Origin of the sequence: Chryseobacterium sp. CFS2, assembly GCF_036543225.1 — a bacterium.
Classification (GTDB): Bacteria; Bacteroidota; Bacteroidia; order Flavobacteriales; family Weeksellaceae; genus Chryseobacterium; species Chryseobacterium culicis_A.
In genome coordinates this window covers 50,482-69,709 of the sequence record NZ_JAZHQU010000006.1, presented here as the reverse complement: position 1 = coordinate 69,709, position 19,228 = coordinate 50,482, and the positions used below count along the sequence as shown (strand labels likewise).

Sequence of the window (19,228 nt, the reverse complement as noted above, 5' to 3'; positions counted from 1 at the left end):
AAGGATCTTCACTTCGTTCAGATGGCAAAGTACATACAAAACAAAAGCTCTCAGATTTTTCTGAGAGCTTTTTTATTTAAAAATATTTTGAAATTTTATCAAGTTCGAGATCTTCATAATCCGAGACTACAGTATCCGCTAAGGTGTAATCCTGATTTTTCGAATGTGGACTTCTGTATGCGGCACAGAAAATTTGCGCTCTGTGGGCTGCCAGGATTCCGTTGGTAGAATCTTCAATCACCATACAGTTTTCAACAGATTCTCCTGCCATTTCTGCTGCCAGTAAGAAAACTTCAGGATGAGGTTTTGATTCTTTTAAATCAGCACCGCTGATCTTTCCGCTGAAATATTGCTCTAACCCGAATTTTTCAAAAACCATATTGATGGTTACCATGGTAGCAGAAGAAGCCAGAATAAGCTTGAGGCCATTTTCGTGATAATGTTCAATCAGTTTCCTTACTCCGGGAATCAAATCAAATTCATCATCATTATAAAAATAATCTTTGAAATGAGATCTTTTAATCCCTGCAATGGATTCATAAGTCTGATTTAAATTGAATTCCTTAATCAGTGTTTCAGAAACCCTTTTGGTGGAAGCTCCGGTAAAAGAGGTGTATAAATCTTCGGAAACCGCAATTTCCAGTTCATCAAACGTTTTGAAATAAGCTTTTCTATGCAATGGCTCTGTATCTACAATCACACCATCCATATCGAAAAGAACAGCTTTTAAAGGCATATTATGAGTTTTGTACAAAAATAACTTTTAAAATTTAAACATTAAAATATTTAAAAATTTAAAAAATAGCATGAAGGTTAAAAATTCATAACACACCGTTCATCACTTATAACTCAAGGACTATTTTGTATCTTTGTGAAATCATTTAATCTTTCAATCATTTAATTTTTTAATTAATAATTATATATGAAAACATACGCAGGAATTCCCGAAGAAAACGCAACGTTAGAGAATTCGAAAGTAATGTTGGTAACTGTTCCTTATGATGGAACTTCAACATGGGGTAAAGGAGCTGATAAAGGTCCGGAATTATTCTTAAACGCTTCTGAAAACATGGAGCTTTATGATATTGAAACTCAAACAGAACCTTACCTACAGGGAGTTTATTTGGCAGGAGAAGTTTCTGAGAAATCCAGTCCGGAAGCAATGACAGAAGCGGTTTATCAGAAAACAAAAGAACTTTTGAACAATGAGGGTAAATTATTCACTCTTTTTGGGGGCGAACACTCTGTTTCTATTGGTTCTATCCGTGCAGTAGGAGAGAAGTTTGAAAACCTTACCGTTCTTCAGCTTGATGCTCACACAGATTTACGTCCTGATTTCCATGGTTCTACATCAAACCATGCTTGTGCTGTTTTTGAAGCGAATCAGAAGCATAACTTAGTACAGGTGGGAATCCGTTCTATGGATGTTGAAGAAGTTGAATATTTACCGGAAGGAAGAGTATTCTTTGCTCACGAAATTGCGAACAATGAAAACTGGATCAACGATGTATTGGAAAAAGTATCAGGAAATGTTTATATCACAATTGATTTAGATGCTTTTGATCCTTCTATTGCTCCTTCTACAGGAACTCCGGAGCCAGGTGGGTTACAATGGTATCCAACGCTGGAATTATTGAGAAAAGTATTTGAAAAATGTAACGTCGTAGCATTTGATATTGTAGAATTAATGGATTCTCCAATGGCTAAGCCAACGGCTTTCTTATCTGCGAAGCTATATTACAAAATGCTTGCTTACTACGATATTTATAACAACAACTAATATTCCGCAAGAATCGGATTTTTTCTGCCGTATATTCTTTGGAAATTTGTGAGGTAAAATAATAATACAATGTCCACACAAAGTCAGATAGATTATAACAGAATTGCCAAGGCGATAGAATATATCCAGAGCAATTTCAGGCTTCAGCCAAGTTTGGAGGAAGTGGCAGAGAATATTCACCTGAGTCCGGCTCATTTTCAGAAGATATTTACTGATTGGGCAGGAACAAGTCCAAAAAAGTTTTTACAGTTCATCAGTCTTGAACATGCTAAAAACTTATTGAAGGAAGAAAAAGCAAGCTTATTTGATACCGCTTACGAGACGGGATTCTCCAGTACCAGCAGGCTTCATGACCTGTTTGTAAAAATAGAAGGAATGTCTCCGGCAGAATATAAAAACGGAGGAAAAAGCCTCAGTATTCATTACAGTTTTTCTGAAAGTCCTTTCGGAAATATACTGGTAGCTTCTACAGAAAAAGGAATCTGCTACATGGCTTTTGAAAACGATAAAGAAACAGCATTAGGGGAGCTGAAACAGAAGTTCCCCAATGCTTCTTTTATTGAAAAACAGGATGCTTTTCAAATGAATGCATTGTCCATATTCGATAAAGACTGGACAAAACTCAATACGATAAAATTACACTTAAAAGGCACCGATTTTCAGCTTAAAGTATGGGAAAGCCTGTTGACAATTCCGATGGGAAAACTGTCTACTTATGGCAGCCTGGCTGAAAAAATTGGAAACCCTAAAGCTTCCAGGGCGGTGGGAACAGCTATTGGAAGTAACCCTGTTGCATTTCTTATTCCATGTCACCGTGTTATTCAGTCTACCGGGCATCTTGGCGGCTACCGATGGGGAAGTGAAAGGAAGCAGCTGATTGTAGGTTGGGAAGGTTCACAGATGTACTCGTAACATATTTTTACGACAAAAGGCACAAAAGAATTTTGAGAGATGGGTAATAAGATTAAAAATTATCTGTTATAAAGTTCACAAAAAGAGAATCAAAGATTTTCGAAGACTTTAGTGTACTTTTATGTATGAATCTTGTTACTTAAATGGTTTACTGTATTACAACTTTTGTGACTTTTACGGTTGAAAAATATTGATCCTTAAGTTTTGGCTAAAGCCAGTGGTTTGTTGAAACATTTTTTATTAAACGGACTAAAGTCCGTTCCTATTGATATAAAACTCGTGTCATTTGTGAAAAACATTGGTGCCATTTGTGTTTAAATATAAAAGACATCAATACATTTTACATTGTACATTTTACAACATAAAGCATTTAATTCTAAAACTATGATGAGTCTCTTCGAAGAAATATCAGATTATCCACTTAATATACTTCCACATGGTGGCACTGTTCATTATTATGGAAAAATTTTTTCAACAGAACAATCTGCCTTTTATTATGATTATCTGCTCAATCAGATTCCATGGGAAAACGATGAGGCATTAATCTTTGGAAAATTGATTTTAACCAAAAGAAAAGTAGCCTGGTTTGGAGAAAAAGCTTTTGAATATACCTATTCGAAAAGAACAAAATATGCCAAATTCTGGACTCCTGAATTATTAGAATTAAAAAAGAAGTGTGAAGAAGTTTCAGGGGAAACCTACAATTCATGTCTGCTCAATTTATACCATGACGGAAGTGAAGGGATGGCTTATCACAGCGATGGTGAAACGGATCTGAAAAAACATGGAGCAATTGCCTCTCTCACCTTTGGAGCGGAAAGAAAATTTTTATTCAAACATAAAACAACCCAAGAAAAGGCAGAGATATTCCTGGAAAACGGAAGTTTATTAATTATGAAAGGAACTACTCAGGACATCTGGCTGCACAGGCTTCCTCCAACCACAAAAGTGAAAACGCCAAGAGTAAATCTGACTTTCAGAACGATTGAGGAATAAAAAAATCTGGAATAGTCATTCATACTGCCTTTACTCCTGTCATCTGTGAAAATCTGTGTGATCAGATGGGAGATGAACAACTTAATCATCCGTAAAATTAAATCAGATTGCGACTGGCCATAAAAACAAAAAAAAGCTGTTCAAACGAACAGCTTTTTCAATTTATTTTAAAACTTCAGCTTCAATGGAGCTGTCGTCATATACTTTAATAAATGATTTTGTATAATCTTCTTTGTTGGCAAAATTCGGATTATCCATAAATTTCTGCGGATTGATAGCGAAAAGCGGGAACCATGTACTGCTGATCTGAATCTGGATTTTATGTCCTTTTTTGAAAGTATGAACCACATCCTGAAGCCTGAAATTAACAGCTGTTTTCTGATTAGGAATCAACGCTTCTCCCTTTTCTTTTGTATTTCTGAATCTTGCAGGCATAATCTCACTTCTTACCATCTGGTGATAGTTCCCATAGATAACACCTTCTTTCTTCTCTGCAGGTTTGAAATCTTCAGGGTAAACGTCAATCAGTTTTACAGCAAAATCTGCATCTGTGGACGTAGAAGCAATATTCAGTTTAGCCATGATCTCTCCGGCAAATGTAATGTCGTCAGTAAGAACATCTGTTGTGAATGTTAATACATCAGGTCTTCCTACTGCAAACCTCTGATCTTCCGACATATAATTTTTAGGAGTGAAGCCGTTGAAATCTTTTAAATGATCTGAGCTTAAAACAGGATTGTTTGGATCACTGTAATATTCAGAATAGCCTTGCCCTGAAGCTTTTTTCAAGGTTTTATCTGCCAGATAGAAATTCACTTTCTGTGCATTTTTAGGGGGATAAGAAGCAAATTCTTTCCATTCTTTAGCACCGGTGTCATACATGAGTGCTTCAGGAAGTCCCGCATCTTCTTTGGTGTTGCCTTTCAGATAATGGTTGAAGAATTTTGTTTCAATATTTTTCTGGTAATAAGTAGCAATGCTGTCACCAAAATACGTTTCACTGTGGAAATGTTTTCCCTGTTCCTGAGACCATCCGCCATGTGAGAAAGGTCCCATTATAATTGTATTTTTGGCTTTAGGACTTGTTTTTTCAATCGTCTTATAAATATTCAGAGGACCGGAAAGATCTTCTGCATCAAACCATCCGCCAACGGTCATTACAGCATGGCTGATATTCTTCAGATGAGGAAGAAGACCTCTTTTCTGCCAGAATTCATCGTAGTTGGGATGGTTCATAATTTCTGTCATGAAGAAATTATTTTTGTAATATTTTTCATAAGCATCTTTCAGTGTGCCCATATCTCTGTAGAATTTCAGACCGTCTTCAGAAGTCTGCTTGATGAAAGAATCCATATACCATGCCTGTTTTTCCGGCTGTGTTTTCTGTACACCAAAAACCGGGAATGTTCTGAAGTACCCCAGCATAAATCTTCCGTTGTGAAGAAAATCATCATTCCAGAAATCTGAAATAGGTGCCTGTGGTGAAGAAGCTACTAAAGCAGGATGCTGTGATAGGGTTCCTACAGCAGTATAGAATCCAGGATATGATGTTCCAAACTGGCCTACTTTACCATTGTTATCTTTAACATTTTTCAAAAGCCATTCGATGGTATCATATGTATCTGTACTTTCGTCAACATCTTTTTTGGTTTTACGCTCTACCTGTGGAGTCATATTGGTAAAAGTACCTTCACTCATATATCTTCCGCGTACATCCTGATACACGAAAATATACTTGTCTTTCATAAGGTAAGTGTTAGGGCCCACCTTTGTTTTATATTCACTCTCTCCGTATGGGGCGATGCTGTAGCAGGTTCTCTGCATCAGAAACGGATATTTATTTTTGTTTGTTATATCTTTCGGGATATACACTGCTGTGAAAAGTTTCACTCCGTCACGCATTGGAATATAAAATTCTTTCTTGGTGAAATTGTCTTTAACGAAAGTATCTTTCTGTTCCGTTTTCTGAGCTTTTCCAAGAATGAAAAAAAGAATACATAATACTGAAATATGGATTTTCATAAAAAAAATTTGCTGCTAATTTAAAAATAAAAATAGGTTTATCCGTATATCTTGTTTAAAAGGTTATGGGTATTTATTGGAATGAGTATTATGGTAAACCACCCCGTCAAAAATTCTTTGAATTTTCGCCACCCCTCCTGAGGATGGGAATATTACGTCTTCATTTGTAATGGTGTTCGGGGTTGAATGTTAGGTTATTCATCAAAATAGCCGGAAAGATCCGGCCATTATCGAAAATATATATAAAAGTATGGTGTTGCTTTATTGCATTTTTTTACCTGCAAACTTATTCAGTTTCATGCTGATGGAAAACATGATGTATCGTTTCAGGATAAGGTCTTCACGGTCTTCGAAGTAAGAGTCTGTGATTGTTCTTCTCACACTTTGATTCTGATTTAAAACATCATAGATCTTCACTTTCGCTGTAAACTGCTTCTTATAGAATGAATATCCAAGACTGGTATTCCAGAAATAGAAATCTTTTTTAAAGCCCGGAGCAATATTGGAATTGGTATTGTATTCAAAATCATTTCCAAATACAAATCTGCCCTGAAGCATATAATTGGTAAGTTCCAGTTTTAATGACTGATTGGCTGTATTTACTGTATTAATATCATAATTGGTATAATTTGAGAAGCTGTATCCAAGTCTGTAAGAAGGTTTGATGGTCATTTTATCTTTAATTTCATAGGTAAGATTAAGGCCTGGGTTTAGATTATAAGAATTGCTGGTGAAAGATTGTCCATCAATAAAACCGTTATTGTAAGCATAATTCATGGTAAATCTTGGATTGATAATAAGTTTATTATTCTTCCATTTCAATACTTTACTGAAACCTCCGCCGGCATTGATGCTTTTATTTCCGCTTATGTTGTCATAAGTGATCACCTGTTTTCCTGCATTATCATACTTGGAAAAATTGATGATATCATTATTTCTGTATGTAAAACCAATATTGAAATAGTAGCTTAACTCTTTCACTTTATTATAATTATTGAAATACAGATAAAGATTGTTGGTCCAGGTATTTTTTAAGTTAGGGTTTCCCTGATAGGTAATCAAGGGGTTTGATTCATCTTTATACGGAGTCAGCTGTTCTGCGGTGGGGATGGTGAAGTTGGAATAGTTGTAAATGTTCAAGGTTTTCCCTTCACTCAACTGATAGTAAAGATTGACATTATATCCAGGTAAAACAAAATTTTTCTGCAGATCATATTGCTGTCCGTTGTAGATAGAATTTACTTTCATATCAGAGATGTCAAGGTTCATGGAAGCCCAGAAATTCAGTTTCTTTTTACTCAGCTGGTAAGTGAATTCAGGAGAGATCTGATTGATTCTCTGTTTCATATTGTTGGATAAAAGCTGATTGAATTTAGTATAATCTCCTGTAGTATTATCAAAATCGTTTACATTTCTCAAATCTCTGACAGATCTGTTTTCATATTTTACTTCAAAACTTACCCTTGCTGAATCAGAAACAGGTTCTGTATATCCGGCAGTGAAATTAAAACTGCTGTTCTGATTTTTGTTGTTAGCCAACTGGTCCCTGTTGTCCACTGTTGTTCCATTGGGTTGATAGAAGGTATTCTGAGACTGGTTCAGGTTATCTCTTTTAGATTCGGAGATGGAACTGTTTATATTGGCAGAAATCACACGTCCTTTTTTCTTGAACTTTCTTGAGAAATAAAGGTAAGGATTAAATGAATTATTTTCTGAATTATTGTTTGAATAAGCATTACTTTCATTCAGAAGGCTGCCGTTATTTAAAGTAGATGACCGTGAATTATTAGAACTAAAGCTGCTGTTCCTGGAAAATCTTGGAGAAAGATAGATACTTGTCAGGGAATCCAGTGTAATTTTGGCTGAGGTATCAAAACTATATTGTTTGGATTCATTTTCTCCATTACTTTCAGAATTGGTCTGAAGAGTATAAGTGGGCAGAAGAGTAGATCTTGAAACTTTGGATTTTGTTTCTGTATTAGAATCGGTGTGCATCAGGCTGAAAGAATCCAGATCAGCATCTTTTCCCAGTTTATCACTGTAATTTAAGCCTATGGTGGTAGACCTTTGAATTCCTTTTGCACCACCTCCCTGATTATTTCCTGATGAAGAAACAGATCCTCCTCCCGTCCAGGAATTCCTCCCGTCACCCATACTGTCAAAGACATCATCTTTGGAAAATCCCTGTGAATTGATATTATTGGAAGAGCCAAGAATACTCACTTTCATATCTCCTTTGAAATAACTGGCCAATCCGCTTGCTTCATACCGCTTGTCTGATCCATATCCTACGGTAAGTCTCGTCAGTAATCCTTTATTTTTCTTTTCGTCAATATTAAAGTTGATTGTGGTATTCCGTGATTTGGCTGTTTTTCCGCTAAGTTCTTCCTCTTTTGTCTTGGTGGTGGTAAACTGAATATTCTTAATGATATCTGCAGGTAAGTTCTGGAGGGCAATTTTACCATCTTTATCAAAGAAAGGTTTTCCATTAATCATGATCTGATCCACCTCTTTTCCATTGACTGTAATTTTTCCCTCATTGCTGACCTCCACACCGGGAATCTGCTTCAGAAGTTCTTCAATTTTACTGTCAGGCCTTACTTTGATAGCGGCTGCATTGAATTCAATGGTGTCTTTCTTAATTTTTACAGGAGATACTGTAATTTTCACCTCATCAATGTCAGTAATGATGCCTTGTTTTTCAAGCTGAATTTCTCCCAGAGACAATGCCCGATCTATTTTCTCAAATTTTTTGGAGTAAGAAGATAATTTATCGGCATCAATTTTAAGAATGGAAGGTTCTTTTATTTCATCAATTTTCAGAGAGAATTTCCCTTCTTTATTGGTTGCCGTATAATTGATGATGGATGAATCTTTTTCTTTCAAAAGATAGACGGTGGAGTTTTCTATCGGCTTCTTTTCAGAATCGAATATTTTTCCGTCAATGTGTAGTTTTTGACCGTGCAGGATAATGACTGTGAACATCAAAGTCAATAGCAACAGAGTTTTCTTCATTAGTTCTTTTCAGAGCCGTAAAAATATAAAAACATCCCAAAGTTGGGATGTCTCTATGCTTTTTTTATAAAAATTTATTACTTTTTAATAAAAATTATGCTCTTAAATATCTTGAATAAGCATACCCTTCCTGACCGTCAGCAGTTTTTACTTTCCACCAGTCATCAGAAGTCTGCTCAATAAGAGTCACAGAAGAACCTTTTGCAGCTTTACCTACAACGGCAGCTTCAGTAGAAGGCTCCTGTCTGATGTTAAGATTAGATTCTTCCGTTGCTACCGTTAAAGAAGCTCCTGAAGAAAGACCTGCAACCTGTACATCAATATTGATATCTGAAGCAGAATAAGTAGAATCAATAGCTCCCAGAGCATTCCATACAGCATCTTTAGCCGCAGTATTGGAAGCATTTCCGGAAACATAAAGAATTCCGTCCTGCTCCTGAACCTGAAGATTTGAGATCCCTGCAGACTGTGCCGCTGAAACTACGCTTGAATATTTATCTTGTAATTCGCCCATTTTAAATTATTTTACGATTAGGTTGTTGTTATACTTTCCGATTTTCAAAGCATCTACAGATTCTTTGATTTTTCTAGCCTGTAAGCCGGAAACATTTCCTGTAAGAGTAAGCTGCCCGTTTACAACTTCTACTTTTACAGAAGGGAAATCCTTCACCGCATCCTGAACTTTTTTCTGAACAGCAGGATCTACAGCAGATGCTGTTTCAACAGGTGCTGCAGGGGTAGGAGCCGCTGCTATAGTAGACATATCCATTACATCTTTAACTCCGCTGATCGCTTTTAATTTTGCAATCATTGCGTCTTTAGACTGTTGATCTGCGAAAGTACCGCTTAAGTGAGCTACACCTTCTTTTACTTCAACAGAAGCATTGGGATTAGAAGTTACTATAGTTGTAGCCTGAGTCTGAAGGTCGGCATCAGAAACTTTCTTTTTACAAGAAATAGCACCGAAAGATACAGCTACAGCTAATGCAGCCATTGCAATAGTTTTTTTCATATTGTATATTTATTAATGTTGTTATACACTCAAATGTAATAATAAAATTTGTACCAAAAGAATAAAAATTCAATAAATGTTTCTTAATTTTTTTACAATATTTTCTAAACCAGGGATTTAATTTTCAGGGATTAAAAACTTAATCTAAAATTCATCCTGATAGAAGAAAATCTACTGTCAATTGAAAAACCATTATATTTGCGCAAATTGAACTATATATATGAAAGGACAGAATAAACTTTTTATAGCAATTATCATTGCTCTTCTTCTGGGAGTAGGAATTGGAGGTATTGTACACGTAAGCTATCCGGATAGTGCAGAACCTTTTTCCAAGAATATAAAACTGTTGGGAACGGTTTTTATCAGATTGGTACAGATGATTATTGCTCCATTGGTTTTTACGACATTAGTAGTGGGAATTGCCAAAATGAGTGATATCAAAATGATCGGAAGAGTAGGAACAAAAGCAATGCTTTGGTTTATTTCCGCTTCTCTGATTTCCCTTTTCATTGGGTTGATTCTTGTTAACTGGCTTGAACCTGGGCATGTTACAAAATTGCCAATTCAGGATGTTGCTTCTGCGGATGAACTTCTTAAAAGCAGCAAAAGTTTTTCTATGGAAGACTTTGTAAAGCATATGATTCCTAAAAGTTTATTTGAAGCCTTTGCTACCAATGAAGTACTGCAGATCGTTGTATTTGCTGTGATGTTTGGAGTTGCCCTTGCTAATTTAGGAGAAGAATATGCTAAACCTGTAGTAAAGCTTTTTGATATCATTGCTCATGCTATTCTTAAAATGGTGGGATATATCATGTGGTTTGCTCCGCTTGGAGTACTGGGAGCTATTGCTGCGGTAGTGGCCACCAATGGTTTTGAAATCTTTAAAGTATATGCTATTTATTTAAGAGACTTCTTCTTTGCCATAGCCGTTCTTTGGCTGGTACTTTTGTTAGTGGGATATTTCATCTTAGGAAACCGTCTTTTTGATCTTTTAAAAAGAATTAAGGAGCCATTGCTGATTGCTTTCTCTACTACAAGTTCAGAAGCTGTATTCCCGAAATTGGTTGAAGAACTTGAAAAATTCGGGTGTAACAGCAGAGTAGTGTCTTTTATTTTGCCATTAGGATATTCATTCAACCTGGATGGAAGTATGATGTATATGACATTTGCTTCAATCTTTATTGCACAGATCTACGGAATTGAAATGACTCTTGGACAGCAGATCACGATGCTTTTGGTATTAATGCTTACGTCAAAAGGAATCGCTGGGGTTCCGAGAGCGTCTCTTGTAATTATTGTGGCAACATGTTCAATGTTCGGTATCCCGCCGGAAGGAATTGCTTTAATTCTACCAATTGACCATTTCTGTGATATGGGTAGAAGTATGACCAACGTATTAGGAAATACACTGGCAACTACAGCAGTTTCTAAATGGGAAGGGCAATTGACTGAGCCGTTAGACAAAATTTAAATATCAATGAGTTTAAATAACTTAGAAAATCATAAAAGCCATATTGAAGAATATGGCTTTGCTGTTATCAATAACGTGTTTTCACAGAAAGAGTTAGAGGATATCAATCTTGTTCTGAAAAATATAGACACTTCCAAGGAAAATTTCAGAAAGTCTGAAGACCTCTTTGCCATAAGACAGTTTTTAAAAGAAGTTCCGGAAATCAAAGACCTTGTTTTGAATGACAATATTCAGAAAGTGGTGAAGAAGATCTTCGGAGAAAAATATTTTGTGGTAAAAAGTATTTATTTTGATAAACCTGAAACCTCCAACTGGTATGTAGCCTATCATCAGGATCTGACTATTTCTGTAGATAAAAAGCTAGAGTTAGCTAACTTCGGTCCATGGACAACCAAACAAAATCAGTTTGCGGTACAGCCTCCACTGGCTGTGTTGGAAAATATTTATACCATCAGAATCCATCTGGATGATACCGATGAAAATAACGGAGCGCTGAAAGTAGTTCCAAAATCTCATGCAAAAGGTATTTACAGACCGGAAACCATCGACTGGACCATTGAAACAGAAGAAATCTGCAACGTTGAAAAAGGAGGAATTATGATCATGAAACCTTTAACACTTCATGGTTCCAACCGAACAACCAACGGAAAGAAAAGGAGAGTGATCCACATCGAATTTTCTGATATGGAACTTCCGGAAGTTCTGCAATGGTCGGAAAGAATGAATTGATAAAAACCGCCCTTCGAATATTTTCGAAGGGCGGTTTTTATTGCCGGAAGATGGATGCTGGAAGAAGGAAGTTTCTGAAAGCCTAAGTACTAATATTAATCTATTTATTAAATTTTTGAAAATCAAATTCTCTAACAAACGACTTCAAGAAGTAATTCGTCAAATAGAAACTTCCATCTTCACTCTTCCATCTTCCTTACTTTATACCAATCTCATCAATAAAAATATAAGCATCACCTCCAGCGCCCTGGTGCCATTCCGGAAGTTTTCCGAAATAGTAAGCTTTTACTTTGAGGTATCTGGCTTCAGTAGGAAGAATTTCTGTAGAAAAATCTTTGACCTGTACCTTCTCATCTTTAGCATCAATGTCATTCTCAACGGTTTTTAGAAGAATAAAATCTTTCCCGTTCATAGAAGCATAGTATTCTACTTTTTTAGGCATCAGAATCCAGGCTCTGCTGTCCTGAAGATAGGTGGAAGATAATGATTTAATATGTTGAGGAGATTTGAAATCAATAATTGTTTCAAAATTCTGCCCCTGATATCCATGCCATTCTCCTTTTCTCCAATTGACATCCCCTCTGATTCCATCAATAAGAGCCAGGTTTCCGGTAGCACTATACTGCGGAGTAACTTTTGACAGAATATTAATATCCCAATAATTAGGTCTTCTGTTGAAGCTGGCGGTGGTAACAGAACTTTTTTCACCGTTTCTTTCAGCATAAGCCATTACCTGAGTGGTTTTGGTGATGGAGAATGGACCTTTGTAAGTACTGAAAGTCTTTCTTTTGTTGCTGTCACTTTCATCCATCGTCATGTAATATACTTTGTCATTCGGATTCAATGGGTTGATTTCCACCTTGGTAGAAAAATCAAAGATTCTGTCCGCAGCAATTACCGGAGAGGCTGTTTGTTCAGTATATTTAAAATCTTTAGTCGGTTTTACGTTTTCAAACCCTAATTTTTTAAGTTCAGCTCTGCCTGTATTTTTAGTAATGGTTCTTGAGGTTCCATCTTCAAGATGAATTTTAATTTCATCAAAATAAGGAGTGGTAGTTTCCCATTCCGGTAATCCTGGAGTTACAGAATAAATTCCCATAGAACTTAGGATATACCAGGCACTCATCTGGCCGCAGTCTTCATTTCCAATCAATCCGTCAGGTGTATTTTTATAAAAATGATCAAGAATGTATTTGATTTTGGCATCTGTTTTTTCAGGTTTGTCTACGAAATTATACAGGTAAGCAATATGATGGCTCGGTTCATTTCCCTGAGCATACTGTCCCATTAATCCTGTAATGTCTACCTGTTCTCTACCTGTTGTTTTATCAGGAGCGGTAAAGATGGCATCAATGAACTGCTCGAATTTTTCTTTTCCGCCGTGAGCGGCAATCAGTCCCGGAATATCCTGCTGTACGGAATAAGAATAATGCCACGAATTCCCTTCTGTATAATTGTTGTTGACTTCTCTTGGATCAAAAGGTTCATACCAGTTTCCATTCTTTCTTGGCTGCATGAAACCTGTTTTAGGATTGTAAAGATTTTTCCAGTTTTGAGAACGTTTCATGAACTCCTGATACTCTTCTTTTTTGCCTAAAATCTTTGCCATTTGAGCAATACACCAGTCGTCATAGGCATATTCTACGGTTTTGGAAACACTTTCATGCTCATCATCTATACTGATATAATTATTCTGTTTGTAAGCATTCAATCCAAAAATATCCTGGATGGCAGAACCTTTGGCAGCCTGAAAAGCTTTTTCATAATCAAACCCCTGAATTCCTTTAGCCATAGCATCTGCAATGACAGAAACAGAGTGATAACCAATCATACATTCCGTTTCATTGGAAGCCAGTTCCCACACCGGAAGTTTTCCTCCCTGTTCGTATTGTTTGATGAAGGTATTGATGAAATCTGCGGTTCTTTTTCTGTCAATTAAAGTCATTAGCGGATGAGCTCCTCTGAAGGTATCCCAAAGTGAGAATACGGTATAATAATCAAAACCACTGGTGTTATAAAGCTTATTATCTCTGCCCCGGTATTTTCCGTCAACATCCATATTGATGTTGGGTTGGGTGAAAACATGATACAAAGCGGTATAAAAAACGGCTAATTTGTCTTTATCATCAGACTTTACTTCAATTTTTGAAAGTTCTTTGTTCCAATCAGCTTCTGCCTGTTTTTTTACGAGTTCAAAATCCTTCGGTTGTCCTTCTGCCAACATGTTTTTTCCTGCACCTTCATAACCTGTGGGAGAAAGGGATACTTTTACATTAATCTTTTCTCCTTTTTTAACACTGGTGGAAAATGCCAACGCAAGCTTTGTTCCGGTAAAAAGATTGTTTTCCTGTTTTCCGTTGGCCTCTTTTTTTGAAATTTTCATTGGTTTTGAAAACTCAATTCTGGCATAAATATATTGGTTGGTTGCCCAGGCTTCACTTCTTCTGAATACTTCAATGGTTTTGTCATCAATGATTTTTACTTCGCCTTCCAGAAGTTTGTCTCTATGGTTGAGGTCTAAAATAATATTCGCATTCCCTGCATTGTTGAAAGTATATTCGTGGTAGCCCACTCTTTTGGTAGTGGTAAGACGAACATCAATATTGTTTTTGTCTAATTTGACAGCATAGAATCCTGCGGTTGCCCTTTCATTTTTATGAGAAAATTTTGAAGAATAATCTTTGCTGTTCAGACTTGGATTTCCCATGGTGGGCATGAGCATAATATCTCCATAATCCGAAACTCCGGTGCCGTTCAGGTGGGTATGAGAAAAACCATAGATCACGGAATCCGAATAATGATATCCGCTGCATCCGTCCCAGCTTCCGTCAATTCTTGTATCCGGAGAAAGCTGTACCATTCCAAAAGGAACAATGGCCCCCGGAAAAGTGTGGCCATGGCCTCCGGTTCCTATAAATGGATTGACATATTGTGAATAATTCTGTGCCGAAATGATCTGAGTAATACATATGGAAAATGCAATAAGCCCTTTTTTCATGTTCTGATTTTATGAAGCGAAGATATTGAAAAACAGTAAAAGTGATGTAATAAAAGATAATTACGGTTTGTCTTATTAAAAACGATATAATTCATGAAGAAGACATTATTTGCTGTGATCATGCTGTCGCCCATAGCTGTATTCGCCCAAAGTATAGCAGGGAAGATTACCCAACCCGGAAATGGTGTTCCTGACGTAGAAGTTATTGCAATAAAGGATCAGAAGAAGCAGACCGCTATTTCAGACGAAAAAGGAAATTACTCACTGAAGCTTTCAGAAAACGGGAACTATAATATTAAACTTATCCAGGATGGTATAGAAATATCCAATAAAGATATTGTTATAAACGGAGCAGTGAAACAGGATTTTTTTGTTGAAAGAAGAAAAGAAAAACAACTAGAAGGCGTTACGCTTACTGCCAGAAAAAAACTGATTGAGAGAAAAGCAGACAGACTTGTTTTTAATGTTTCCAATTCTGTTGCTTCACAGGGAATGGATGGAGCTGATGCACTGGCGACAACTCCTCTGGTAAAAGTAGATGATAACTCAGGAGTTTCCATTGTTGGGAAGAGTAGAGTAGCAGTAATGATTAACGACAGAATTCTGAATTTGTCAGATGCTGAACTGGTTGTTTATCTGAAAAGTCTCAGATCCGAAAATATTGAAAAAATTGAAGTCATTACAGCGCCTCCAGCCAAATATGAAGCACAGGGAAACAGTGGTTTAATCAATATTGTTTTAAAGAAAAACCAGAATTTCGGGTGGAGTGGAAGTTTAACCTCCAGCCTTCAGCAACAGACCTATACCGGAAATTCAAACAGCATAACGATAAATTATCAGAATGAAAAACTACGTACTTCAATAAAACTAAGACAAAATAAAAATGAAAAACATTCCTATGAAAATTATTGGATAGAAGGAGCAGACGGTCTTAAAAGCAATGACAACAGAAGAGATTTCGGAGATGGGCTTGGTGCAAATGTAAGTCTTGATTATCAGTTGGGAGGAAAATCAAATATCGGATTTATTTATGATTTCGGATTCGGGCATTCCAATATGGATATCAGGAATACTTCAAACTATTTCCAGAATGGTAATTATACGAATACACTCCTTACCGATGCAGAGCACAGAGCCACGGGAAGACAACATACTGCCAGCGCTTATTATGACCTGAAATTCGGGAAGCAGGATCACAAACTGAGTATCACAGGAAATTATTTTTCCAATACGCCGGAAACAACTATTGATTTTACCACTACAGAGAGTTCGGGTGATCAATTTGTTGTAAAATCACCTTCTATGGTGGATTATACAATTTATTCCGGGCAGGCGGATCTTATATTACCTTATCAGTTTGCAAAGACAGAAGCTGGGGTGAAATTCACCAATTTTGATAATAATTCCAGTATATTTTATCAGAACTTGACGAATGGGCACTATATCACAGATCCATTGAAAAGCAATGAGTTTGAGTATAACGAGAAAAATTATGCCACTTATATCAGTTTTGAAAAATCATTCAGTGAAAAATGGTCGGCAAAAGCAGGTTTACGCTATGAATATTCTGTGGTCAACGGAAACTCTTTAACTTCCGGACAGCAGACCGAAAATTCCTACGGGAAATTTTTTCCAACGGCTTATATCAGTTATAAAAGCAATGAAAATCATACTTTCAACCTGAGTTATTCCAAAAGAATCGAAAGACCCGGATTCCGTGCGATCAATCCATACCGATGGTATAACAATATCAATTCTTATTTTACCGGAAATCCTTTTCTGAAGCCTTCTTTCAACCATAATTTTGAATTCTCTTATGTGTATAAAGGAAAATTATCTGCTTCAACGTACTTTCAGAGAACATTAGACGGTTTTGGACAGATTATGAATCTTGATGGAGAAAACAGGATCAGTACTTTTGCCAATTTTTATACTCAAAACAGTATGGGAATTACCCTGAACTATTCTGATACATTTTTCAAGAAATGGGAAGCCAATTATTCTGCAGATCTTTCTTATATGAAGACACAGGTTTTTGCTACAGATGTTGCTTCCAGAAAGGGGCTGGGCTATGATTTCAATCTTCAGAACAATCTGTCACTCGATAAAAATAAAACCATTCAGTTTATTCTTAATTACTGGTTTCGTCTGCCTTCCAATTTTGGAATGATACATTGGGAGTATCTGGGGAACTTGACTGCCGGAATGAAGATGAATTTCATGGAGAAAAATTTACAGATTAATGTGTTGGTTTCTGATATTTTTAAAGAGTCAAAAAGTTTAGGACAGATTTATTATACTACAGGAACTCATTCTTTCAATAATTATTACGATGCCCGAAGACTTACTGTATCTGCAACCTATACTTTTGGAAATAAAAAAGTAAAAGGAACTGACCGTAATGTGAAATTTGATGAAAAAAACAGGGCTAATTGATTATCTACTTTAAATTATTTGATGCACGTCATTCTGAATAAAACGAAGTGGAATGAAGAATCTCTTCTTTTTATGAGATTCTTCCTTCGTCAGAAATCGAAGATCCGACATAGTTAATGACAGAGCAAAATATTTAAACTTCTCCCTCAAAGAAATCATTGAGATATTCCTCTTTGTCTTTTTCTTCCCGTCCGGAACCAAGAAATTTTTTCCAGGACTGAGATTCATGATATACAATACCCATTTCCCAAACACAGTAAGTCGGAAGGTGGGTTTTGTTCCTGTCCCATATTTCAAATTTTCCGGAACCGTCATAGTATACGCTTTCCCATAATTCGTTTTCACTTCGCCACGTACACACTAACAGAAGATAATGATCTCCGCAGCGGTGCATGATAACGAATCCCAGATCATGAATATTTTTAAAGTTTTCTTCAGCATTTTCTATACACTTCCGGGCATGCTCAATGTCCTTTGAAGAAACTTGTGTGGGGTCATTTGCCAGATTATACCATTTGAATTTTGTTTTTCCGACAGTGAAAATTCCTTTTGGCTGTGCATATTTAGAAGGATAAGAAGTTGTTTTCATATCAATTGTTTTCTGGGCTTCGGTGTATTGTCAGGATAAAAAAACAGAAATAAGAAATTTTTAACGATCTGATTTATCACCTGATATTATAGATTTTATTGATTCTAAATTACCGAAAAAATGCGTAAATTTGTAAACAATTTATATTTATATGTTGACGAAAGAAAAGGTTCAGGATTTCCTTAAAGAAATAGAAGTAGACGATTTGGTGAATAATCTTCAGATTATGGGTAACGATGTTTATATTGACATGACCGCTCATTCGCCTGCAATGCACGAAAAGAAAAAACTGGAGGCAGCAATGAAACAGGCTTTTGCCAGTGAGTTTGGAGAAGAGGTTCATTTAAAACTTAAAATCGTTTCTCCGGAGCCTAGTGAAATTCAGCAAAGTCAGATCAAAGGAAAACAAATTCCGGGAATTCAAAATATTATCGCTATTGCTTCCGGTAAAGGAGGGGTTGGGAAATCTACAGTTTCTGCAAATATGGCAGTAACACTAGCTAAAATGGGCTTTAAAGTAGGATTATTAGATGCTGATATCTATGGTCCTTCAGTTCCTACCATGTTTGATACAGAAGGTGAAAAACCTATTTCTGTAGAAGTAAATGGAAAGAGTATGATGAAACCTGTTGAGAATTATGGCGTGAAAATGCTTTCAATAGGATATTTCTCAGGAGCTAACCAGGCTGTAGTATGGAGAGGTCCTATGGCTTCAAAAGCTTTGAACCAGATGATCAGAGATGCTGCATGGGGAGAACTGGATTTCTTATTAATCGATCTTCCTCCGGGAACAGGTGATATTCACTTGTCAATTATTCAGGAAGTACCGGTAACTGGTGCGGTGATTGTAAGTACACCTCAGCATGTTGCATTGGCAGACGTAAGAAAAGGAATTGCCATGTTCCAGATGGAAAGCATCAATATTCCGGTTCTGGGATTGATCGAAAATATGGCATATTTTACACCGGAAGAACTTCCTGACAATAAATATTATATCTTTGGGAACCAGGGAGCACAATATTTAGCTGAAGATCTTGGAATTCCTGTATTGGGAGAGATTCCGTTGATCCAAAGCATCAGAGAAGCAGGAGATGTAGGGAGACCGGCAGCGCTTCAGGATGGATCTAAAATTGCAGATATCTATACAGAAACTGCCAGAAAAATGGTAGAAAGCTTAGTGGAAAGGAATAAAAGTCTTCCTCCTACCGAAGCCGTGAAGATTTCAACAATGGCTGGATGTTCACCAAAAGCAAAATAATAATAGCTTT

Annotated in this window: 14 protein-coding genes; 7 read left to right on the top strand and 7 right to left on the bottom strand. The window is 36.4% G+C overall.

Annotated features, from left to right (window positions below):
- Positions 1-76: 76 nt before the first annotated feature.
- Positions 77-736 carry an HAD family hydrolase gene (locus tag ODR02_RS15020; RefSeq protein WP_209787822.1) on the bottom strand — a complete coding sequence of 220 codons (660 nt, stop codon included), beginning with the start codon at positions 734-736 and terminating at the stop codon, positions 77-79.
- Positions 737-922: 186 nt separating this feature from the next.
- Here ODR02_RS15020 and speB point away from each other — a divergent pair, with 186 nt between their 5' ends.
- The 3 genes from speB (at position 923) to ODR02_RS15005 (ending at position 3,688) form a co-directional block, all read left to right on the top strand.
- Positions 923-1,780 carry an agmatinase gene (gene speB, locus ODR02_RS15015; RefSeq protein WP_209787824.1) on the top strand — a complete coding sequence of 286 codons (858 nt, stop codon included), beginning with the start codon at positions 923-925 and terminating at the stop codon, positions 1,778-1,780.
- Between the two features lie 69 nt (positions 1,781-1,849).
- Positions 1,850-2,692, top strand: a complete 843-nt coding sequence (locus ODR02_RS15010) for a bifunctional helix-turn-helix domain-containing protein/methylated-DNA--[protein]-cysteine S-methyltransferase (RefSeq protein ID WP_209787827.1) — start codon at positions 1,850-1,852, stop codon at positions 2,690-2,692.
- A gap of 387 nt (positions 2,693-3,079) precedes the next feature.
- Positions 3,080-3,688, top strand: a complete 609-nt coding sequence (locus ODR02_RS15005; RefSeq protein WP_309512795.1) for an alpha-ketoglutarate-dependent dioxygenase AlkB family protein — start codon at positions 3,080-3,082, stop codon at positions 3,686-3,688.
- A gap of 162 nt (positions 3,689-3,850) precedes the next feature.
- Here the strand turns inward: ODR02_RS15005 and ODR02_RS15000 are convergent, their stop codons facing one another.
- The 4 genes from ODR02_RS15000 to ODR02_RS14985 all read right to left on the bottom strand — a co-directional run bounded on the left by ODR02_RS15000 (position 3,851) and on the right by ODR02_RS14985 (position 9,737).
- Positions 3,851-5,710 carry a CocE/NonD family hydrolase gene (locus ODR02_RS15000; protein WP_309512675.1) on the bottom strand — a complete coding sequence of 620 codons (1,860 nt, stop codon included), beginning with the start codon at positions 5,708-5,710 and terminating at the stop codon, positions 3,851-3,853.
- 261 nt (positions 5,711-5,971) lie between these two features.
- A complete protein-coding gene (locus ODR02_RS14995; protein WP_209787832.1) occupies positions 5,972-8,725 on the bottom strand; it encodes a TonB-dependent receptor in 2,754 nt (917 codons plus the stop codon).
- 94 nt (positions 8,726-8,819) lie between these two features.
- Positions 8,820-9,239, bottom strand: coding sequence for an SH3 domain-containing protein (locus ODR02_RS14990; RefSeq protein ID WP_209787834.1), 420 nt, complete (start codon positions 9,237-9,239; stop codon positions 8,820-8,822).
- A gap of 6 nt (positions 9,240-9,245) precedes the next feature.
- The gene (locus ODR02_RS14985; RefSeq protein WP_079242881.1) at positions 9,246-9,737 is read right to left on the bottom strand and encodes a BON domain-containing protein; all 492 of its coding nucleotides are present in this window, start codon (positions 9,735-9,737) and stop codon (positions 9,246-9,248) included.
- A gap of 220 nt (positions 9,738-9,957) precedes the next feature.
- Between ODR02_RS14985 and ODR02_RS14980 the strand changes: the two genes are divergently transcribed.
- Complete coding sequence (locus ODR02_RS14980) at positions 9,958-11,208, top strand: dicarboxylate/amino acid:cation symporter (protein WP_110367164.1); 1,251 nt, start codon at positions 9,958-9,960, stop codon at positions 11,206-11,208.
- Between the two features lie 6 nt (positions 11,209-11,214).
- Positions 11,215-11,937, top strand: coding sequence for a phytanoyl-CoA dioxygenase family protein (locus tag ODR02_RS14975; RefSeq protein ID WP_309512674.1), 723 nt, complete (start codon positions 11,215-11,217; stop codon positions 11,935-11,937).
- A gap of 196 nt (positions 11,938-12,133) precedes the next feature.
- Here the strand turns inward: ODR02_RS14975 and ODR02_RS14970 are convergent, their stop codons facing one another.
- Positions 12,134-14,935 carry a GH92 family glycosyl hydrolase gene (locus ODR02_RS14970; protein ID WP_309512673.1) on the bottom strand — a complete coding sequence of 934 codons (2,802 nt, stop codon included), beginning with the start codon at positions 14,933-14,935 and terminating at the stop codon, positions 12,134-12,136.
- 93 nt (positions 14,936-15,028) lie between these two features.
- Here ODR02_RS14970 and ODR02_RS14965 point away from each other — a divergent pair, with 93 nt between their 5' ends.
- Positions 15,029-17,371, top strand: coding sequence for a TonB-dependent receptor (locus tag ODR02_RS14965; RefSeq protein ID WP_309512672.1), 2,343 nt, complete (start codon positions 15,029-15,031; stop codon positions 17,369-17,371).
- 133 nt (positions 17,372-17,504) lie between these two features.
- Here ODR02_RS14965 and ODR02_RS14960 read toward each other — a convergent pair whose 3' ends face one another.
- Positions 17,505-17,960, bottom strand: a complete 456-nt coding sequence (locus ODR02_RS14960) for a hypothetical protein (RefSeq protein ID WP_309512671.1) — start codon at positions 17,958-17,960, stop codon at positions 17,505-17,507.
- 151 nt (positions 17,961-18,111) lie between these two features.
- Here ODR02_RS14960 and ODR02_RS14955 point away from each other — a divergent pair, with 151 nt between their 5' ends.
- Positions 18,112-19,218 carry an Mrp/NBP35 family ATP-binding protein gene (locus ODR02_RS14955; RefSeq protein ID WP_209787847.1) on the top strand — a complete coding sequence of 369 codons (1,107 nt, stop codon included), beginning with the start codon at positions 18,112-18,114 and terminating at the stop codon, positions 19,216-19,218.
- Positions 19,219-19,228: the final 10 nt, after the last annotated feature.